Annotated in this window: 10 protein-coding genes; 3 read left to right on the top strand and 7 right to left on the bottom strand. The window is 41.4% G+C overall.

Going from position 1 to position 16,582, the window contains the following annotated elements; translation table 11 throughout:
• Positions 1-6: 6 nt before the first annotated feature.
• The 4 genes from ACPUEN_RS08765 to ACPUEN_RS08750 all read right to left on the bottom strand — a co-directional run bounded on the left by ACPUEN_RS08765 (position 7) and on the right by ACPUEN_RS08750 (position 6,010).
• On the bottom strand, positions 7-999 hold the full coding sequence (locus ACPUEN_RS08765; protein ID WP_425639781.1) for a cytochrome C: 993 nt from the start codon (positions 997-999) through the stop codon (positions 7-9).
• A 317-nt stretch (positions 1,000-1,316) separates the two neighbouring features.
• Positions 1,317-3,845 (bottom strand): zinc-dependent metalloprotease, encoded by a 2,529-nt coding sequence (locus ACPUEN_RS08760; RefSeq protein ID WP_425639779.1) that lies wholly within the window; start codon positions 3,843-3,845, stop codon positions 1,317-1,319.
• 33 nt (positions 3,846-3,878) lie between these two features.
• Positions 3,879-4,979 carry a glycoside hydrolase family 43 protein gene (locus ACPUEN_RS08755; protein WP_425639777.1) on the bottom strand — a complete coding sequence of 367 codons (1,101 nt, stop codon included), beginning with the start codon at positions 4,977-4,979 and terminating at the stop codon, positions 3,879-3,881.
• Between the two features lie 137 nt (positions 4,980-5,116).
• Entirely contained in the window at positions 5,117-6,010 is an 894-nt protein-coding gene (locus ACPUEN_RS08750) for a LysR family transcriptional regulator (protein WP_425639775.1), read from the bottom strand.
• A gap of 90 nt (positions 6,011-6,100) precedes the next feature.
• On the opposite strand from ACPUEN_RS08750, the gene ACPUEN_RS08745 reads away from it, so the two are divergent.
• Genes ACPUEN_RS08745 through ACPUEN_RS08735 form a run of 3 tightly spaced genes read left to right on the top strand, consistent with a single transcriptional unit; the run spans position 6,101 to position 10,639 of the window.
• Positions 6,101-6,406: a hypothetical protein gene (locus ACPUEN_RS08745; protein WP_425639773.1), complete on the top strand. Its 306-nt coding sequence runs from the start codon at positions 6,101-6,103 to the stop codon at positions 6,404-6,406.
• Positions 6,407-6,419: 13 nt separating this feature from the next.
• The gene (locus ACPUEN_RS08740) at positions 6,420-8,078 is read left to right on the top strand and encodes a proton-conducting transporter membrane subunit (RefSeq protein WP_425639771.1); all 1,659 of its coding nucleotides are present in this window, start codon (positions 6,420-6,422) and stop codon (positions 8,076-8,078) included.
• Between the two features lie 50 nt (positions 8,079-8,128).
• Positions 8,129-10,639: a YbcC family protein gene (locus tag ACPUEN_RS08735; protein WP_425639769.1), complete on the top strand. Its 2,511-nt coding sequence runs from the start codon at positions 8,129-8,131 to the stop codon at positions 10,637-10,639.
• 323 nt (positions 10,640-10,962) lie between these two features.
• Here the strand turns inward: ACPUEN_RS08735 and ACPUEN_RS08730 are convergent, their stop codons facing one another.
• The 3 genes from ACPUEN_RS08730 to ACPUEN_RS08720 all read right to left on the bottom strand — a co-directional run bounded on the left by ACPUEN_RS08730 (position 10,963) and on the right by ACPUEN_RS08720 (position 16,319).
• Positions 10,963-11,583, bottom strand: coding sequence for a Crp/Fnr family transcriptional regulator (locus ACPUEN_RS08730; protein WP_425639767.1), 621 nt, complete (start codon positions 11,581-11,583; stop codon positions 10,963-10,965).
• A 139-nt stretch (positions 11,584-11,722) separates the two neighbouring features.
• The gene (locus ACPUEN_RS08725) at positions 11,723-13,090 is read right to left on the bottom strand and encodes an alkaline phosphatase family protein (RefSeq protein WP_425639766.1); all 1,368 of its coding nucleotides are present in this window, start codon (positions 13,088-13,090) and stop codon (positions 11,723-11,725) included.
• Between the two features lie 58 nt (positions 13,091-13,148).
• The gene (locus ACPUEN_RS08720; RefSeq protein WP_425639764.1) at positions 13,149-16,319 is read right to left on the bottom strand and encodes a carboxypeptidase regulatory-like domain-containing protein; all 3,171 of its coding nucleotides are present in this window, start codon (positions 16,317-16,319) and stop codon (positions 13,149-13,151) included.
• Between the last annotated feature and the right edge of the window lie 263 nt (positions 16,320-16,582).

Raw genomic sequence — 16,582 nt, 5'->3', positions numbered from 1 at the left:
TAAAAACTATTCTGAAGTGCTAGAAGGAGTGAATTTCACTACTTGGTTTGAAATAGGATCAATAGTTTTGAGATAAGCATAAATAGCTTTTAGATCACTTTCCTCCATTCCAGCATACATTACCCATGGCATAATGGTATTGAATTCTCCAGGCTGTACTTTAGGGAGCTGATATCCTGAGTCTAAGTATTGCTTGAATTTTCCCACAAACATATCCTCAGACCAGGTTCCAATACCGCTTTGTTGATCTTGGGTTAAATTCGCAGATCTAACCATCGAACCGTCAGGGAAGGCAAATTCTCTTCCTCCTGAGTACTCTAAGCCAGCCAAAATAGTGCCCTGAGGGTCCACAGGACTATGACACTCCATGCAGGCGGCAGCATTAGTTAGGTATTTTCCATAGGCCACTTGATCAGTCTTAGCTGGCTTTGGTTGAGGATCAGCATCTTTTGGAATGGTCTTCAAGATGATGCTAACGGGAAAATCAGCCTTTGACTCAGGAATTTCATTTTCGATTGGCTCCAAAGTCCTGAGGTATGCGATGATGTCATAGATATCTTCAGGGGCCATTTTGCTGTAGAATTGATAAGGCATTAAGGGAAACATGGCCCTGCCTTCATTAGTTACTCCAGTGGTAATAAGGCGGTATAGTTCTCCGTCTGTATAGTCTGAAATCCCGAAAGGCGTAATGTTCTTTGCATAAAAGACACCTGGAAAGCCCATGCTTTGGTCAAATCTATCCCCACCTGAACCCAGTGTTCCCGGTTGAATCGGGCCGGATAGTAGAGAAAAGTCTCGTTCAGAATGGCAATCTACACAGACCGTGACATGGTTGGCGAGGTATGCTCCTCTAGCTACTCGGTCGGGACTGTGGTCAATGGTTAGGTCTTGGGCAGGACTGACCTTAGGAAAGGTGAAATTCACAAATGCTACTCCACAAATAATCAGAATAACAAGGACCCCAAGTAAGTAGCCTAGTACTTTAAAAATCTTTTTCATATTAAAAATGAGTTTTGGTATATGAAAATTTACATTTTTCTATAATTATTTGATTATAAACTCCTTGAAAATTTTCGCAGGAAAGTAAATCCTTCAAATAAATCTTGATATTTTCATAAAAGGGATTTAAATATTCTTAAATAATATCCTCAAGCAATAAAAAATTTTGAGGTAGAAATATTCAGCTGAGTAAATGCTGACGTAGACAAAATAGACTCTTTGAGCTCAAAAGTATGTTAAGAATGCGAAGAATCTATTCAGAAAAAGGTATAAAAATATGTCATTGCCCTTCCTGAGAAAGGCAATGACAAGTAAGTTTATTCAGCATCAAGTATTGAATTCACAAGGGCATCAATATCGCGAAGGTGATTTTGAACTATACCTGCACTGTATCTAGTGCTTGCGGATCTGGCAGTTGTTTGGATGGTCTTTAATTCTGCTCGAACAGCAGCACTGACATCGGACCTGTTATTCTCATCCTGAGTCATTAAAGAAGCGAGTCGCTCTACATGAGCTCTTTGAAGGTTTCGGCGGAAAGTATCAATGTCCCGAGATCCAGAAAGCTCTGACCAGATGCCTTTTCTCAAATCAGCCAGCATCTGAGTCAAAGTATAGACAGATGAGCCATTCAATGCTTCATTCTCAATCAATCGCTCCAATCTATCCATTCTTAGCACGCTACTTAGCAACCTTGATTGCATGCTTCCTATTCCCGCTACAGCTCCGCTAGCTTCAATGTTACTCAAAATTTCTTTTTGGAGAAGCCAGTCAGGCGTAGTAAATACATGATCGTTCAAAAACTTCATTGCATTCACCTGCTCAGCTTTAGGAGTAGGAGTGTAAACAAAACCGCTTTGATCTGTGGTCTTTAATTCCTGATAAACTCCACCAATATTGGTCACCACATGGTTTGCAAAACGGCTCCAAACGCCGATCAATTCTCCATACAACTCTTCTAGATCATCATAACCTTCACCAGAAGTAGCTGTCCACTTTGCAAGATTCGGAGCAACGATTTTCAAGTTTGCCAACCCATAAGTGCTTGCCTTAACTGGATCATCGCCCACAGATTCTGTTTGGTCACTTGGGTCAAAAGAATTTCCACGTCCAAATAAATACATAGGATCTCCAGCCTTTTCCCTGATCCAGCTATTCAAGATAGACTTTTCAGCTTCTGGAGAATCAGCATTCGGGATGTATCTATAGCCCCAGTTGATTGCATAGTTGTCATATGGGCCGAGCATTCTCACCCAGCGCACTCCCTCGTCACCTGGCTGTGCAACATAGTTGTACCGAGTGTAATCCATGATGGTAGTTGCCAAGCCCCATTTCTGGGTGAAAGTAGCTGAACGCAAGCTATCGGTAGGGTAGGCATAAGACGCTTTCATGTTGTGTGGCAATCCTAGTGCGTGACCGATTTCATGAGATATTACCCTTCTCATCATTTCACCTATTTCCTCATCAGGTGTGTTCAAAGTTCTTGCAGATGGGTTTGCAGCACCAGTTTCTAGCATGTACCGATTTCTGTAAGAACGGAGGTGGTTGTGAAACCAAACGATATCACTTTCTATGATTTCACCAGAACGAGGATCAGAAACGCTTGGACCCATTGCATTTCGCGTGGTCGTTGCAACGTAGCGCACGGTAGAATATCTCGCATCTTCGGCACTCCAATCTGGGTCTTCTTCGGCAGTCGGAGCATCTTTGGCTATGATCGCATTTTTATATCCAGCAGCTTCGAAAGCTACTTGCCAGTCTTCAATTCCTTGACGGAAATATTTTCTCCACTTCTCTGGAGTTGCAGGATCAAGATAATAGACAATCGGCTTTACAGGTTCTACCAGCTCACCTCTTGCATATGCTTCAGGATCTTTTGGTTCCAATCTCCACCTTCTGATGTAGGTTTTTTGATCTGACTTCAGTGCTTCAGAGCCATAATCAATCTGCCTAACGGTAAACCATCCAACTCGCTCATCGTGTAGTCTAGCTTGCATTGGCTTCTCTGGCAGCAAATACATAGACTGGCTCATTTCCATGGAAATAGTGCCAGACCTTGAATTGGAAGGAGGAGAAGTAGCATTATAAGTCATGTCATGTCTCACCTCTACGTTTTCAGGATAGCTTGCCATGCGGGTAATGAAACTTCTTTCTTTATCAAGATTTCGTACTTGGTATTCCCTTCTCATTCCAGAAGAAAGCCCACTTAGTGCAGGAATATCAGTAAGGAATAGATCAGTTACTTCGATTAAAGCGGCAGTTGAGTCCGAATTGAAGGCTTCGATTTTAAATGAAGCCAAGATAGGATTGTAATTGTTGGCCTCTACAGACAAAAAGATTGGAAGAGAATCTGCAGCCACATTATCAAATGAAATGGAGCGAAGCAGGATGCTGTTTTGCATTCTCGACCAATGAATCACTTGTTCATTTGATTTAGAACCAGCAGTGGTATACCCACCACCTAGACCATCAGCGATTTTTGAAATCCGACTTACTAAAAGCATGTCTTTTTCAAAGAGATCAAATGGGACTTCGTAGTAGCTTTTGTCACCCACCTTATGAACGGTAAACAGTCCTTCATCTGAAACGGCTTCATCTGTGACGATTTCGCTATACTTTTTGAATGGGCTTTTTTTAGTCGGTTTGGCTGGCTGACTTTGAGCTACCGGCTCATCTTTTGCATTTTTCTTATTCTTTTTCTGTGCAAAACTTGTCACACTTAGTGTCAAGAGAAATGCAGTTAAAAGTGCAGTAGTTTTTCTCATTAATGTTTCAATTGGTTTGTAAGAACAAAGTACTGGTACTGACCAAAAAATAAAAGGAGTCATTTTTGGTGACTCCTTTTTCATAGGATGAAGGGTTTGATAGTTGTTTTAGGCTAATCAATTCAAAGGATTGATCGTCTGAATACTTCCATCTTCTAGGTGTTTCAATGGCGCAACTTTAATATTTCGTAGGTGAGTTTTACCGGAAAGTTGGGTATCGTGATAATAAATAAACCAGTTGCCATCAACTTCAACAATGGAATGGTGATTGGTCCAACCTTCCACAGGGTTTAGGACTACACCTTGGTAGGTAAATGGTCCATATGGATTATCAGCAATTGCATAAGCAATAAAGTGCGTGTCACCTGTAGAATAGGATAAATAGTACTTGTCCATGTACTTATGAATCCAAGCCGCTTCGAAAAATCTTCTGTCGTTATCTCCATTTAAAATAGGAGAGCCATTTTCGTCCAAAATCTTGATTTCCTTTGGAGTCTCCGCAAATTGAAGCATGTTATCACTCATTTTTGCAATGATTGGCCCTAAAGCCGGTTCATCGTCAGCAGGAAGGCCATCGGTAGGCGCCGCACCTTTATCTTCAAATTTGTTGTTTCTATACTTTTGCAATTGTCCACCCCAGATACCTCCAAAATACATGTAGTAAGACCCATCTGAATCTCCGAATACTGAAGGATCAATGCTGTAACTTCCTTTGATCGGCTCAGGCTGAGCAGAAAAAGGCCCGATAGGCGAATCACCGACAGCTACGCCGATTTTAAATATGTCATTGGCGTCTTTTGCAGGAAAATAGAGGTAGTATTTACCATCTTTTTCTGCCGCATCTGGTGCCCAAAGTTGTCTTTTTGCCCAAGGCACGTCCTCAGCTCCGAGTACTTTTCCATGATCAGTAATTGCTCCTGATGGAGAATCCATGGAATACACATGGTAATCCATCATATTGAAATGCGCACCCAGATCATCCTCAGGAACATCTGACTCTACATCATGAGACGGATAAATGTAAATTTTCCCATCAAAAACATGAGCAGAAGGATCTGCTGTGTAGTGATCAGAAATTAAGGGTTGGGAAAGATACTTTGAGGTAGTATCACTTACTTCAATTTCTGAAGTGACATCGGTAGTTTCGCTGGGTTTGCCGCAAGATGCTATCGCAAAAAGCGCACAATAAGCAGGAATTAATTTTACTAGGTTGTACATAAATAGGTTTGATTGATTAACTGGGGTCAATATAATTTGAAAAAGTGAGTTTTCAGAACAAATGAGTTTGATGCTAAAGGGATGAGCATTCTATTTACCAAAATCACAAGTGATACTGCGATGGCTAGAATGTTATTTCAATATTCCAGATACCAATTGAAATTTTGATGAAGGATTTCCTGTTTTTCTGATTGTATAAAATCGAGAAAAGCAAGGCTCACAGGAGACATTTTTTTTCCTTTCAGCCAAATCAAACGCCATTCTGTTTTTAATGGTAGGTCTTCTTGAGTTAGAATAAATAATTGTTTGTTAATAAGTTCATTTTGAATTCCTATGAGGGGCATAATGGAATACCCGAGACCTGCTATCACGGCTTGCTTTACAGCTTCATTTGATGTGAGTTCCATCCGTTTTCTTTGATTTACACGATGAGATTCAAAGTATTTTTCCATGGCAAGTCGTGTTGCAGAACCTTGTTCTCTGTATATCAGTGGTTTATTTTCATCTCTGATAGGTCGGTTTCCTACCAAGTAAAGTTTGTTTTCAATCAATAATTCCTCTTCAATACTTAGCTTTTCTGGAATCACCGAGACTAGCGCGAAATCAATCTCATTGTTTTTAAGGCTTTCAACGACCCGGCTTTTATTGGTAACGTCCAGTACCAAGTCAATACCCGTATTTTTTTCCATAAATCCTGACAAAAAATAAGGGATCACATATTTGCCGGTAGAGGCTGCTGATATTCGGAGTTTACCGCTGAGGATTCCTTGATAAGCTTGCGTTTTATAGTTGATATTTTCTAATTCTTGGACCACACGCTCTGCAAGTATGGCAATTTCATGTCCAAAATCTGTTACATGTAATTGCCTGCTTATGACCTCGGTAAGCGGGATTTCAAACTGATCTTGTAAGTTTTTTAATTGGATAGAAACAGCCGGTTGAGTCATAAAAAGCTCTTCTGAAGCCTTTGTGATGCTCTTTGTCTGGACCACCTTAAGAAATATCTGAAGCTGGTGTATGGTATAGTTCATAAAAATTACTTATGTATTACATAACAAATATAAATAAAAATTTATGAATGACATTTTTAAACTTTGCTTCACAAACTAAAAAACAAACTAATGAACACAGCTCAACTAAAACAAAAAACTCTAACTGACACGAATCAGCAGGATCTTATTAAAGGTGAATTTTCGCCAGAAGATGCAATGGAAATTATTAACCATTTATTCTCCGAAAAAATCAACTTTCATGGAATGAGAAGCTTCAGTAATAAAGTGAGATTTGGGGAGATTGATCATGTTTCAGAAGCGCGAATAGTGGAGTTGAAACAAAGCAATATAGAATTAAATGGGGTGATAAAATCTGCGAAGTCCCAAGGCAAAACCTTGAAAATAGAGTCAGTGGTTACTATGGAAATCATATAAATCTCATTTGACTATGAATCAAAGTTTTCTCGCTTTTGCAGTTTTATTGTCCCCTCTGGTATTCGTAATAACGGCAGTTACATCATGGTTTCAGAATGGAATACATCCGTCACTTGTAAAAAAAGTGGCAACAGCATCCACTGTAGTTAGCATTCTAATTGCCGCTTTAAGCGGTTTTTTTGTGGCTAATTATGGGACTTTGGAGTCTCCGCTTATCGGAATTGATCAACTAGGGTTGAGTGTAAGATTAGATGCGTTAAGCATTTTGATGCTGACGATGATAGCACTCATAGGTTTTATCGTGGTTCGATTCAGTATGAATTACTTGGATGGAGATGCGCATCATGGAGCATTTATTGGAAGACTTGCTGCGACAATCGCTTCAGTTCAGCTCCTTGTTCTATCAGGAAATCTTGCCTTATTATTTGTCTCGTGGGTGCTTACCAGCATGTCACTACATAGATTGCTTGTTTTCTACAAAGACAGACCTGGAGCAATCATCGCTGCACGGAAAAAGTACATTGTAGCCAGAATAGGAGATGCTTGCTTATTAGCAGCGTTTACGCTTCTGTATATTCAGTTTGATACAGGAAATCTGGAGGTGATCTTTCAGGCGATACAGGCAAATTTGGCTTCCGGTAGCTCTATGCCAGGCTTAGAGGCAGTTGCAATACTGCTTGTTTTGGCAACACTGTTGAAATCTGCACAATTCCCTACTCATGGCTGGTTGGTTGAAGTGATGGAAACTCCCACACCGGTTTCTGCCCTCCTTCACGCAGGCTTGTTGAATGCAGGTCCGTTCCTAATTGTACGTATGGCCTTTGTAATGGAGGCTAGCACTTATGCTCCCTTGATTCTGATTTCTGTCGGAGGATTTACGGCTCTTTTTGCCTCAGTTGTTTTTCTTACACAAACATCTGTAAAAACAGCCTTGGGATACTCTAGCGTTGCGCATATGGGGTTCAGCTTAATGACTTGTGGCCTCGGGCTTTATCCTGCAGCAATGCTACACCTGGTTGCTCACTCATTTTACAAGGCGCATGCTTTCCTTTCTTCAGGAAGTGTGATTGAGGTTATCAGAGCTTCAAAAGTCACTTCATCAACTAGAATCGGCAGCCCATTTAGAATTGCCTTGGGGATTCTATTAGCACTGGGACTTTATGCCGCATTTGCCTTAGCCTGGGGAATTGACCCTCAAAAAGAATTAGCCCTTCTTGCACTTGGTGCAGTGATAGTTATGGGACTTTCAAGACTTTTTACTTCAGCAATTGACTCCAATGGGAACTTGAAGCTAATGAGTCAAGCGAGTCTTCTAGCTGTGTTAGTTACAGCGGCTTTTTTTACGCTGGAGTCTGGATCCCACTTTCTGCTTTCTTCACAAATACCTGAATTAGCAATGCCAAACTTTATGGAAATCATACTCATTTCCATGCTACTTCTGGCCTTTGGATTGACAGTTTTCCTGCAAATAATCGCCCCAAACCTGTCAGCCAAACCATCTTACCAGGCAATGGCTATTCATTTGAAAAATGGGCTTTATGCAAATGCAATTTTTGATAGAATGGTCAGAGCTCTTTACTCTCATAAGTATGAAAACAAGTCTGTTTTAACTGCGGAATTGAGCGAGCAAAATAATTTGAGAGTCTATAGCCCTGAAAAACAACCTGCTTAGAATTGTAAACTAGTACTACTTATATATTTATCTAAAATAATGATAGTCAAATGATTAAAGATGTTGAATCTGAATATAACTTATTTGAAAACCTAGAAATGAATCAAGAAGTATTACTCAATACTATGCGAGAAGCAAGTAAGAAAATAGCTCCAGTTTGGCCTTTGGAAAACTTCGTAGCTGTAAATCCTTTCTTGGGCTTTACTAGCAAAAAATTCAGCAATGTGGCTCAGGAATTAGCTATGGCAGGTGCAGTTCAAATGACATTACCGGCATCATTTTACCTGGACAAACTAAATGCAGGAGAAATAATAGAGCGAGACATTGAACAGGCTCTCAGCAAAAGAGGAGAAAGCATATCTACCGAAAAATTTATCAAGATTCTCAAAAAGAAGAATGAGTCAAAAGAGGTAACTAAAACGATTGCTACAGTAGCAGATCTGGCTACTGAAGTGACTAAAAAAGACTGGGAAAGATTTCTCATCGGCAGAGTCTCTCAATGGGCTGCATCTTATTTTGATAAGGGGCAAGCAATTTGGGTGGCTTCTGATCAAAAGCAAGATTTGTTTTATTCCTGGAAAACTGAAGCCCAAATTGACCGCACTCCAGAATTGATTGGGTTGAAGGGATTTAGAAAACTAGTGAAGTCATTACCAGATGATCCGATTAAAGCCACAAAAGTAGCCTTGGATATACTAGGGGTTTCTCCTGAGCAAGCTTCACTTTATTTTCACCGCCTGCTCCTAAAAGTAGGTGGATGGGCTGCTTATGCGGCTCGATTGGATTGGGATTCTGAGCTGTATGGAGGAAAAGATGGAAAAGTTATCGAGTTTTTAGCCCTGCTCATTTGTTGGGAGGCCTGTCTGCTCGAAAGCTTGAACGAAGAAGAAATATATATAAAATGGGATGATGCAAAAGGTACATTTTCTCTGCTAAATAATCAGCCGGAATTGAATCAGCATTTAGCACATAACCTGATTCTACAGGAGGCTTTTGATTTGGCAGCGCAAAGAAAAATCATCGAGAAATTCGAACTGGCTGTGCCATCGAAAAGTCAAAAATCAGAGCAGGCTAAAGCACAGGCAATATTCTGCATCGATGTACGATCCGAAGTGTTTCGAAGAAATCTCGAATTAGTTGATCACGAAATAGAAACACTTGGATTTGCTGGGTTCTTCGCTTTTCCAATAAAATATGTTCCAATAGGACATAACGAAGGAGAAGCTCAGTGTCCTGTACTTTTGAAAACTGGTCCTACAATCCTGGAAGAGCTATCTGACCCGAAGGCGTATCAACGAGCTCTTTCTGGAAGACTGCAGAATCGACAGGTTCAACAGGTTTGGAAATCCTTTAAATCAGGAGCAGTAACATGCTTCAGTTTTGTCAGTCCAATGGGGCTTTCATACCTCCCTAAAATTTTCACGGATTCATTTGGCTTAACGCGCCCCGTACCACATCCGGATCAGGAGGGTTTGTCGAAAAAGGATTTCAAAAATAGAACTATTAGCCTGGGAAGAAATCATCATCTAGGAGAAACGACAGGGATTCCGCTTGATCAACAAATCCAAATGGCCAAGAATGCACTTAAGGCAATGTCTCTGACTGACGATTTTGGAAGGTTTGTTCTAATCGTAGGACACGGATCTACCACAGTAAATAATCCACACGCCACCGGTTATGACTGCGGTGCTTGCGGAGGTCACTCTGGAGAGGCAAATGCCCGCGTAGCAGCTGCAGTATTAAACAATAGAGTGGTCAGAACAGCTCTGCAATCAGAGAACATCTTCATTCCGGTAAATACAATTTTCCTGGCCTGTCTTCATGATACCACTACCGATGAAGTAAGGATATTCAATGAATATGATGTGCCAAATGATAGAATAGAAGAGTTGCAATCTCTTCAAAAATCCTTGGCTTCAGCAGGTCATGCAGCCAGAACTGAACGATCTCTTCGTATGAAGTCCAGTAGCTCTTCGGGTATAGAAAAGATGATAATCACAAGGAGTAAAGATTGGTCACAGACCCGCCCTGAATGGGGGCTTGCCGGATGCTCTGCCTTCGTGGTTGCTCCGCGTGAAAGAACAAAAGGGATGGATATGGAGGGCAAGTCATTTTTGCACTCCTATGAATGGGAAAAGGATTCAGGGTTTTCTGTTCTGGAATTGATCATGACTGCTCCTATGGTAGTCACAAGCTGGATCAATCTTCAGTATTACGGCTCAACGGTTGATAACAAGACTTTTGGTTCTGGAAATAAAACTTTACACAACGTTACGGCTGGCTTGGGGGTACTTGAAGGTTATTCCGGCGATCTCAGGGTAGGCTTACCAATACAGGCAGTTCACGACGGAGAAAAATACCAGCATCAACCTGAAAAACTCAATGTCATCATAGAAGCACCGATTGAGGCTATAAACTCCATCCTGAAAAAGCATAAAGCTGTGAGAGATTTAGTTGACAATGGCTGGATCTATCTGATGGTCATGAATGATGGGGGTAAAATCTCTCATAAATATGCTGGAGATTTGACTTGGGAAAGCATAGCTCAGGTGGCGGCTTGATTTTGTGTGTCTTTACTGACATGCTAATGGAACACAAGTTCAAAAAGTGACATCGTGGAAGTAAGTTTCAAAATGGTAGATCCTCAAAACCGTACCTTAATATATGAAGACGAAACTTACATCAAATTAAATGCTTCCAAACTGAAAGAACCAGATTAGTACGGTAAAAGCCTCACGGTCTATGTTTCTGTCAAGTAGCCGGAGTCTGTGGAATCTTGATTAGAAAGCCCTTCGGGGCTTTTTGTGTTAAAGGATTATGGGTTATAGCAAGAAGCTGCAGATTGGATGTTTCTCCTCTTTAATAAAAAACGCGAAGTCATAGTCTAAAGGGCTTTACTTCTAGACGAATTAGCCACGGTCTGTCTAGTGATACCGATCAAATCGCCAAGGTCCTTTTGAGTAAGAAGATCGATCAAGGCAAACTCAAGCCCTTCCGCGTCTGAGACCTTGATATCAAAATAGGAATTGAGAAACGTAAGTTTTTCTTTAGCTTTTTTCTCATGTAGCTTTTTAAGTTTTTTTTCGGTACTGCACCAGCGCTTGACTAGGTAGGAGATAAACCACTCCGAAACCTCTGGGTTCAGGATTACCATTTTTTTGAAAAAATCACGGTTGTACACCCGTAATCGCGTATCTATGAGTGCTTTTGAATACTCAAAAAACTGGTTATTCAAGTATTTTAAATCTCCAAAAAAATCGGTTTTAAACAGCACATCAAAGATAAATTCCTCACCATCTTCTGTGTAGCTACCCAGCTTCACTGCGCCTTCTACTATTTCATACATATAGGTATGATCAGAAGAAGGTGTGTAGATGTAGTCATTTTTTTTTATTAGAATCTCTCTAACCATGCCAAAGGATTGGCTAGACTTCTGAGCTGAGATGTGCTCGAAAAAATTGAAACCCTTATAAGTTTCATTATTTGGTCGTACAGGTATTGCCATAATTCGGAAGATTATCTTCTCAAAATTACCTGACTACTGTTAGCACATAGTTACTTCAATATGAAGTTTATGTACGGCATGCTGTACTGAAGTAAAAACCGGAGAAAAACATAAATTTCTCTCCGGCTTTTGGTTTCTGTTATTTCTTTATTCCCGGGTATAATGTGCTCTCAGGTAGCTCAATGGATAAGTCTAATAGGTATTTCACTACGGATGCCACATCTACTAAGCCCATTTCCTGAATTTCCACATTCTCACGAATACCTGCACCCCAAGCGATAAAACCTGTCTCGATCTCATCAAAGTCCGGAAAGTAGCCATGTGTTCCACCTTTGGCTGGCTTCAGTATGTCTCCATCTGTAGAGCTGGAAAAGGAGATGCCCTGAATGGGAGCAAGTGCCAATACGGCATTTGGATCAGCGCCTACATCGTCCAATTCTTCTCTTTTCACCACTCTAAAGAGCTTTTTGATGTTTTCTGGCAAATCAGCGAGGATTTTCTCTACCTGAGCGACTGTAGCAGTGTCATTTTTATCTTTTAGATGTAGAAAAGCTGAAGCTCCACTAGTATGAAATGCTGCCTTCCAGTTTCCGCGGTCATCTTTGTTTTCCATTAAACCCGCCTCTACAAGCCAAATGTTAGGACTAAGCGAGCTGTGAATATTCACAAAACCATGATCTCCGGTTACAATGAAGGTGGTTTTGTCCAATACGCCAGCTCGTTCAGCAGCTTCCATGATTTTGCCTATAGCTCTATCGGTAGCGGCTATGGATTTATGTACCATCGGGCCGTCTCTGCCTTCGCTGTGCTGGAAGTGATCTGTGGCGATCAGGTGCAAGGTGATCAGGTTTGGCTTGTAGGTTTCTAGGATGTATCCAGCCATATCGCCGATCCTGTCTTCCCGGTTCAGGTAGTCTCCGTTGAAGGTCTTTTCATTCAGTTTTCCCAGCACGTTGAGTTCCATTTCTGCCAATAATCCCTTCGGGGTTTCCATCTCTCGCATTGGCTCGATTCTTCCATAGCCTTCCAGACTCCAGAATTCAGGAAGATTGTAATCTATGGGTGCGTTGACAGATACTGGCCAAAGGAAACTGGCGCTGGTCATTCCGTCATTTCTTACTGCGTCCCAGAGTGTAGGGACTTGAATCAGCTCATTTTCCCAGTACCATCTACCAGTTTGGCCTTCAGGCTCGAAAGGTGCGTTGTAATAAATCCCGTGTTTGGCAGGAGTGTGACCAGTAATTACAGTCGTATGGGAAGGATAGGTTACGGATGGAAAAACGCCAGTTACGCCTAAAGATCGGGCTCCTTCTTTAGCCATGGTTTGCAAGTTTGGAGCGGGCCACTTTTCCTCTAGGTAGAAATTTGGGCGAAAGCCATCAATGGAAATCAGCACCACATGTTCAGCCGGTTTTGCGTTTTGCGCAAGCGCAGTAAAATGGCTTCCGAATGCTAATGTTAAAAGAATAAGGATATTTATCTTTTTTGATAAAAAGGAAGGATACATGATTACAAGTGTGGTTTGAAAAAGTCCGCTGCCGGATGACAGCGGACATAAGTTTTATTTAGAAAAAGATTTTGCCTGAAATCTGCATTTGGTAAGGAGTTCCGCCTGGAGTGGTGACACCCACATTTGGATTTACTTCATACACATAGGCTTCTTTCACTGGATCAAAATTCCGGATAGTCAAGAGGTTTTGATTGCCTAAGTTCTTGGACGTTCCCCACTCTTTGTTGAGTAAGTTGGCTACATTGAATATATCCAGGCCAAGTTCGATACCTGATTTCTTTTCACCACTGAAGAAGATTTTCTTTGCTGCCCGAATGTCCCAGTTGCCGAAATACCCGTTTTCACCACCGTTTCTCACTGCTACTTTTCCTAGACTTTCTCGGATGTAATCTGTAGCTAGGTTATTTGGATTGGCTAGTATGTTGGTCATTCCTTCGGCTATGGTTTCAGACAAGCCTGAAGTAGCCGGATCAAATACAAACGCTAGGTCATTTGAATTGACAAAGTCTCCATTGACGTTGCCGTTTACGCGAAGAGAGTAGCGGGTTCCACCGATTCCAGAGTATCTCACGCCTACAGAGATGCCTTTCCAAGTTGGTAAGGTGCCATAAAGCACTACTTTGGTTCTGTACTGGCCATTGGAATAGCTCATGTTAGAAAGATCTCTAGGATCATCCACTACCATCTGAAAAAGGGTTGCACTGTTAGCGACATTACCATTGTAAGAAGTGTTGTCTTTGCTGTCATTCCAAGTGTAGCTAGCGGTGATTTGTCCGTCTTTGAAGTAGCGATAGGTTCCATCGATCACCATCGTGTAGGTGTTATTTCTTCCTTCACTGTTTAGCTCTAATACTCTACCGATTTGATTTGTCTTTCTTCCTTTGGTCCAGTCAGCATTTCCATTGGAAGTACTGATCGTGGCTGCAGGTACATAAACACCTCTGCCTCCTTCTTCATCCAAGGTGAAGTAAGGCTGATCCACCATATTTCTGTCCACATACATGTAGTTGTTTCTGGCGATTGATGCAATAAAGTTTATACCCAATCTCAAGCGATTGTTGAATACGCGATTGTACATCACATTACCTTTATAAACAGTAGGAACTTTCAGATCCTCGCTGTTCATGTTAATAGTGGTCACTGGGGTAATGCCAGGTTGATTCAATAAATCTACACCTGGAGCAGTGGTAGGGTCATTTCTGTAAGAAACAAAGTCAGGCATTGGTACATTTTCACCTGTAATATCTACTGCGAAAATCTTTGTGCCGTCAAATTGTAGGTTGTTTACATCTGAGTAGTTGTTCAGTGCAGATCCAAAAATACCACCGCCAATTCTCAGGATGTCCTGCTGCTTTTCATTGATGTCCCAAGTGAACTGAACTCGTGGCTGCACCTGAAATCCACCTGTTTTCACATCAGTTCTCAAGCCTAACTCGTCAAATACAGTCTGATTGAAAGTAGGGCTGTTTTGGTAACCTGTGTAATCTCCTCTAAGTCCAAGAACCAAATTCATTCCTCTTCCTAGATCCGTCTCAGCCTGAGCATAGACTCCTCCTCCAAAGATGCTTTGCTCTACTGTAGGGTCCTCAGTGGCTACCTCTCTGGCGTATCGGTAAGGTTGTAGATTTTCAAAATTGTCCAAACCTGTAAAATAGAATCTTCCGTTGAATTCACTAGTTGCCAGTGAGTTAAGGTTGTTTAGTAAGAGATCCATGCCAAAAGTGAAATCTGTTCTGCCTTTGGTGTAGTATAGGTTATTTACCAATTGATACACGTTGGACTCGAATCTTTCTGGAAGGTAGCGCTGACCACCCAGTTGAATGGTGGTGTTTACATTGCTTCCATCTACCACAGATTCCACACGCTGCACGATCGCGCGAGGAATGTTGCTGCTTGGAAGTTGGGCATTTGGTCTTCCGTCGTCCAGTGTGTAAAGGTATTGAAGCTTGAGTTCGTTGGTTAATTTACTGTTGATCTCAGTTCTTAGGGATGCCATCAAACTGTTAGCAGTAGAAAGGTGATCACCATAGACCTCGTATAGGTTTATAGAACTGTTATCGGAGACGCCTTGGCTATTTAGATCACGGGAAAAGTTGTTTCTGATCGTAAGCAAGTTGGACTTATTGATCTGATAGTCAATTCTTGCAAAAGCTGTGTGGGAGTATCTCTTCTTGTCAAAACTTCCAGTTTGAGGGCTTTCAGCTACTCCATATTCATTTCTTGCAATTTGCAAATATCGGTCTAGAGACTCTTGAGAAAGGTTGTATCTGTTCTCATCTTCCGGTGTTCTGATGTCAGCGATATAAAGTGGTCTGGCGTCCCGCTGCCCATCGTATGCAAGGAAAAAGTGAAGCTTGTCCTTGATAATCGGACCACCAAGGGTAAATCCATATTGCTGTATGGCAAACTCATCTTCCCTCACATTTCCTCGGGTGTCATATTTGCTGCTCAGCCAATCTGCCCTGTTGAATAGGAAAGCCGATCCATGAACAGTGTTTGTGCCTGTCTTAGTAACTGCGCTAATGATGCCACCGCCACTTCGTCCATTAGTCACGTCGTAGTCGTTGGTAGAAACCTCAAATTCCCGGATAGCCTCCATAGAGATGGAGAACGGACCTCTGTTGGTCGATCCACTGGAAAGTGGGCTTCTATTCGTCATTCCATCAATCGTATAGTTGGTGGAAGAATAAAGCTGGCCTAACAGGTTGCTGCCATTAGAGACAGGAGAAAGGTCAACCAAGCTGTTGAAGTTTCTACCATTTACTGGAAGGGTCGCCATATCTTTGGCAGTGACAGCAGTAGAGCTACCGAAGCGGTCAATGCTGTTGGACAAAGAATTGGCTACTACACTTACCTCACTTAAGGATTGAGCCTCCTCGCTTAGAATTATGTCTAATTTGATACGATCTCCTTGGCTGACTGAATAGCCGGTGAATACTTTAGTGCCATAACCTAAATATGTGCAGGTAACTGAGTAATCAGTGGCCAAAGGAAGCTGGTTTACTGTGTAGTTTCCTGTAAGGTTAGTAATGGCAGATGCTGTGAAGCCTGTCAGCTCATTTTTGATGAGCAAAGCCGCTCCAATTAGTGGCTCCCCGTTTTCATCCATTACCTGTCCGGAAATGGAAGCATTGGTCGCCTGGGAATAAGTTTGGGCTTGGAACCCAAAGAATAGGAAAAGAAATAAGATTCCTACCTGATAATGGGTAAAAGTTTTTGACCTCATAGTGTTTGGATAATGGTTTAATTTGAGGCAAAACTAGATTTCAGGAGGTGTTAGAAATGTTAAAAATTAACATGCGAGACATCATTAACAATAATATAAACTGGGAAATATTGAGCTAATATGTCTGCATCCAACCTAGGTCCGATTCGAGGGAAAATGAAAAACTAATTCCGGAAATAAATAATTTTAATGCGATGCAAAATTCCTTTTTCTGACTAGAATCACTTAACTCAAGGAGTTAATTGAAGTGCTGATAGAGGAGC

It is taken from the genome of Algoriphagus yeomjeoni (assembly GCF_049821175.1).
Classification (GTDB): Bacteria; Bacteroidota; Bacteroidia; order Cytophagales; family Cyclobacteriaceae; genus Algoriphagus; species Algoriphagus yeomjeoni_A.
This window is presented reverse-complemented; position numbering and strand designations above follow the sequence as displayed.

What these genes read in the sequence shown, in the direction of transcription:
- ACPUEN_RS08740 (WP_425639771.1), top strand. Translation starts at nt 6,420, where the DNA reads ATGAATCAAAGTTTTCTCGCTTTTGCAGTTTTATTGTCCCCTCTGGTA.
- ACPUEN_RS08720 (WP_425639764.1), bottom strand. Translation starts at nt 16,319, where the DNA reads ATGAGGTCAAAAACTTTTACCCATTATCAGGTAGGAATCTTATTTCTT.
- ACPUEN_RS08735 (WP_425639769.1), top strand. Translation starts at nt 8,129, where the DNA reads ATGATTAAAGATGTTGAATCTGAATATAACTTATTTGAAAACCTAGAA.
- ACPUEN_RS08730 (WP_425639767.1), bottom strand. Translation starts at nt 11,583, where the DNA reads ATGGCAATACCTGTACGACCAAATAATGAAACTTATAAGGGTTTCAAT.
- ACPUEN_RS08750 (WP_425639775.1), bottom strand. Translation starts at nt 6,010, where the DNA reads ATGAACTATACCATACACCAGCTTCAGATATTTCTTAAGGTGGTCCAG.
- ACPUEN_RS08765 (WP_425639781.1), bottom strand. Translation starts at nt 999, where the DNA reads ATGAAAAAGATTTTTAAAGTACTAGGCTACTTACTTGGGGTCCTTGTT.
- ACPUEN_RS08745 (WP_425639773.1), top strand. Translation starts at nt 6,101, where the DNA reads ATGAACACAGCTCAACTAAAACAAAAAACTCTAACTGACACGAATCAG.
- ACPUEN_RS08760 (WP_425639779.1), bottom strand. Translation starts at nt 3,845, where the DNA reads ATGAAAAAGGAGTCACCAAAAATGACTCCTTTTATTTTTTGGTCAGTA.
- ACPUEN_RS08725 (WP_425639766.1), bottom strand. Translation starts at nt 13,090, where the DNA reads ATGTATCCTTCCTTTTTATCAAAAAAGATAAATATCCTTATTCTTTTA.
- ACPUEN_RS08755 (WP_425639777.1), bottom strand. Translation starts at nt 4,979, where the DNA reads ATGTACAACCTAGTAAAATTAATTCCTGCTTATTGTGCGCTTTTTGCG.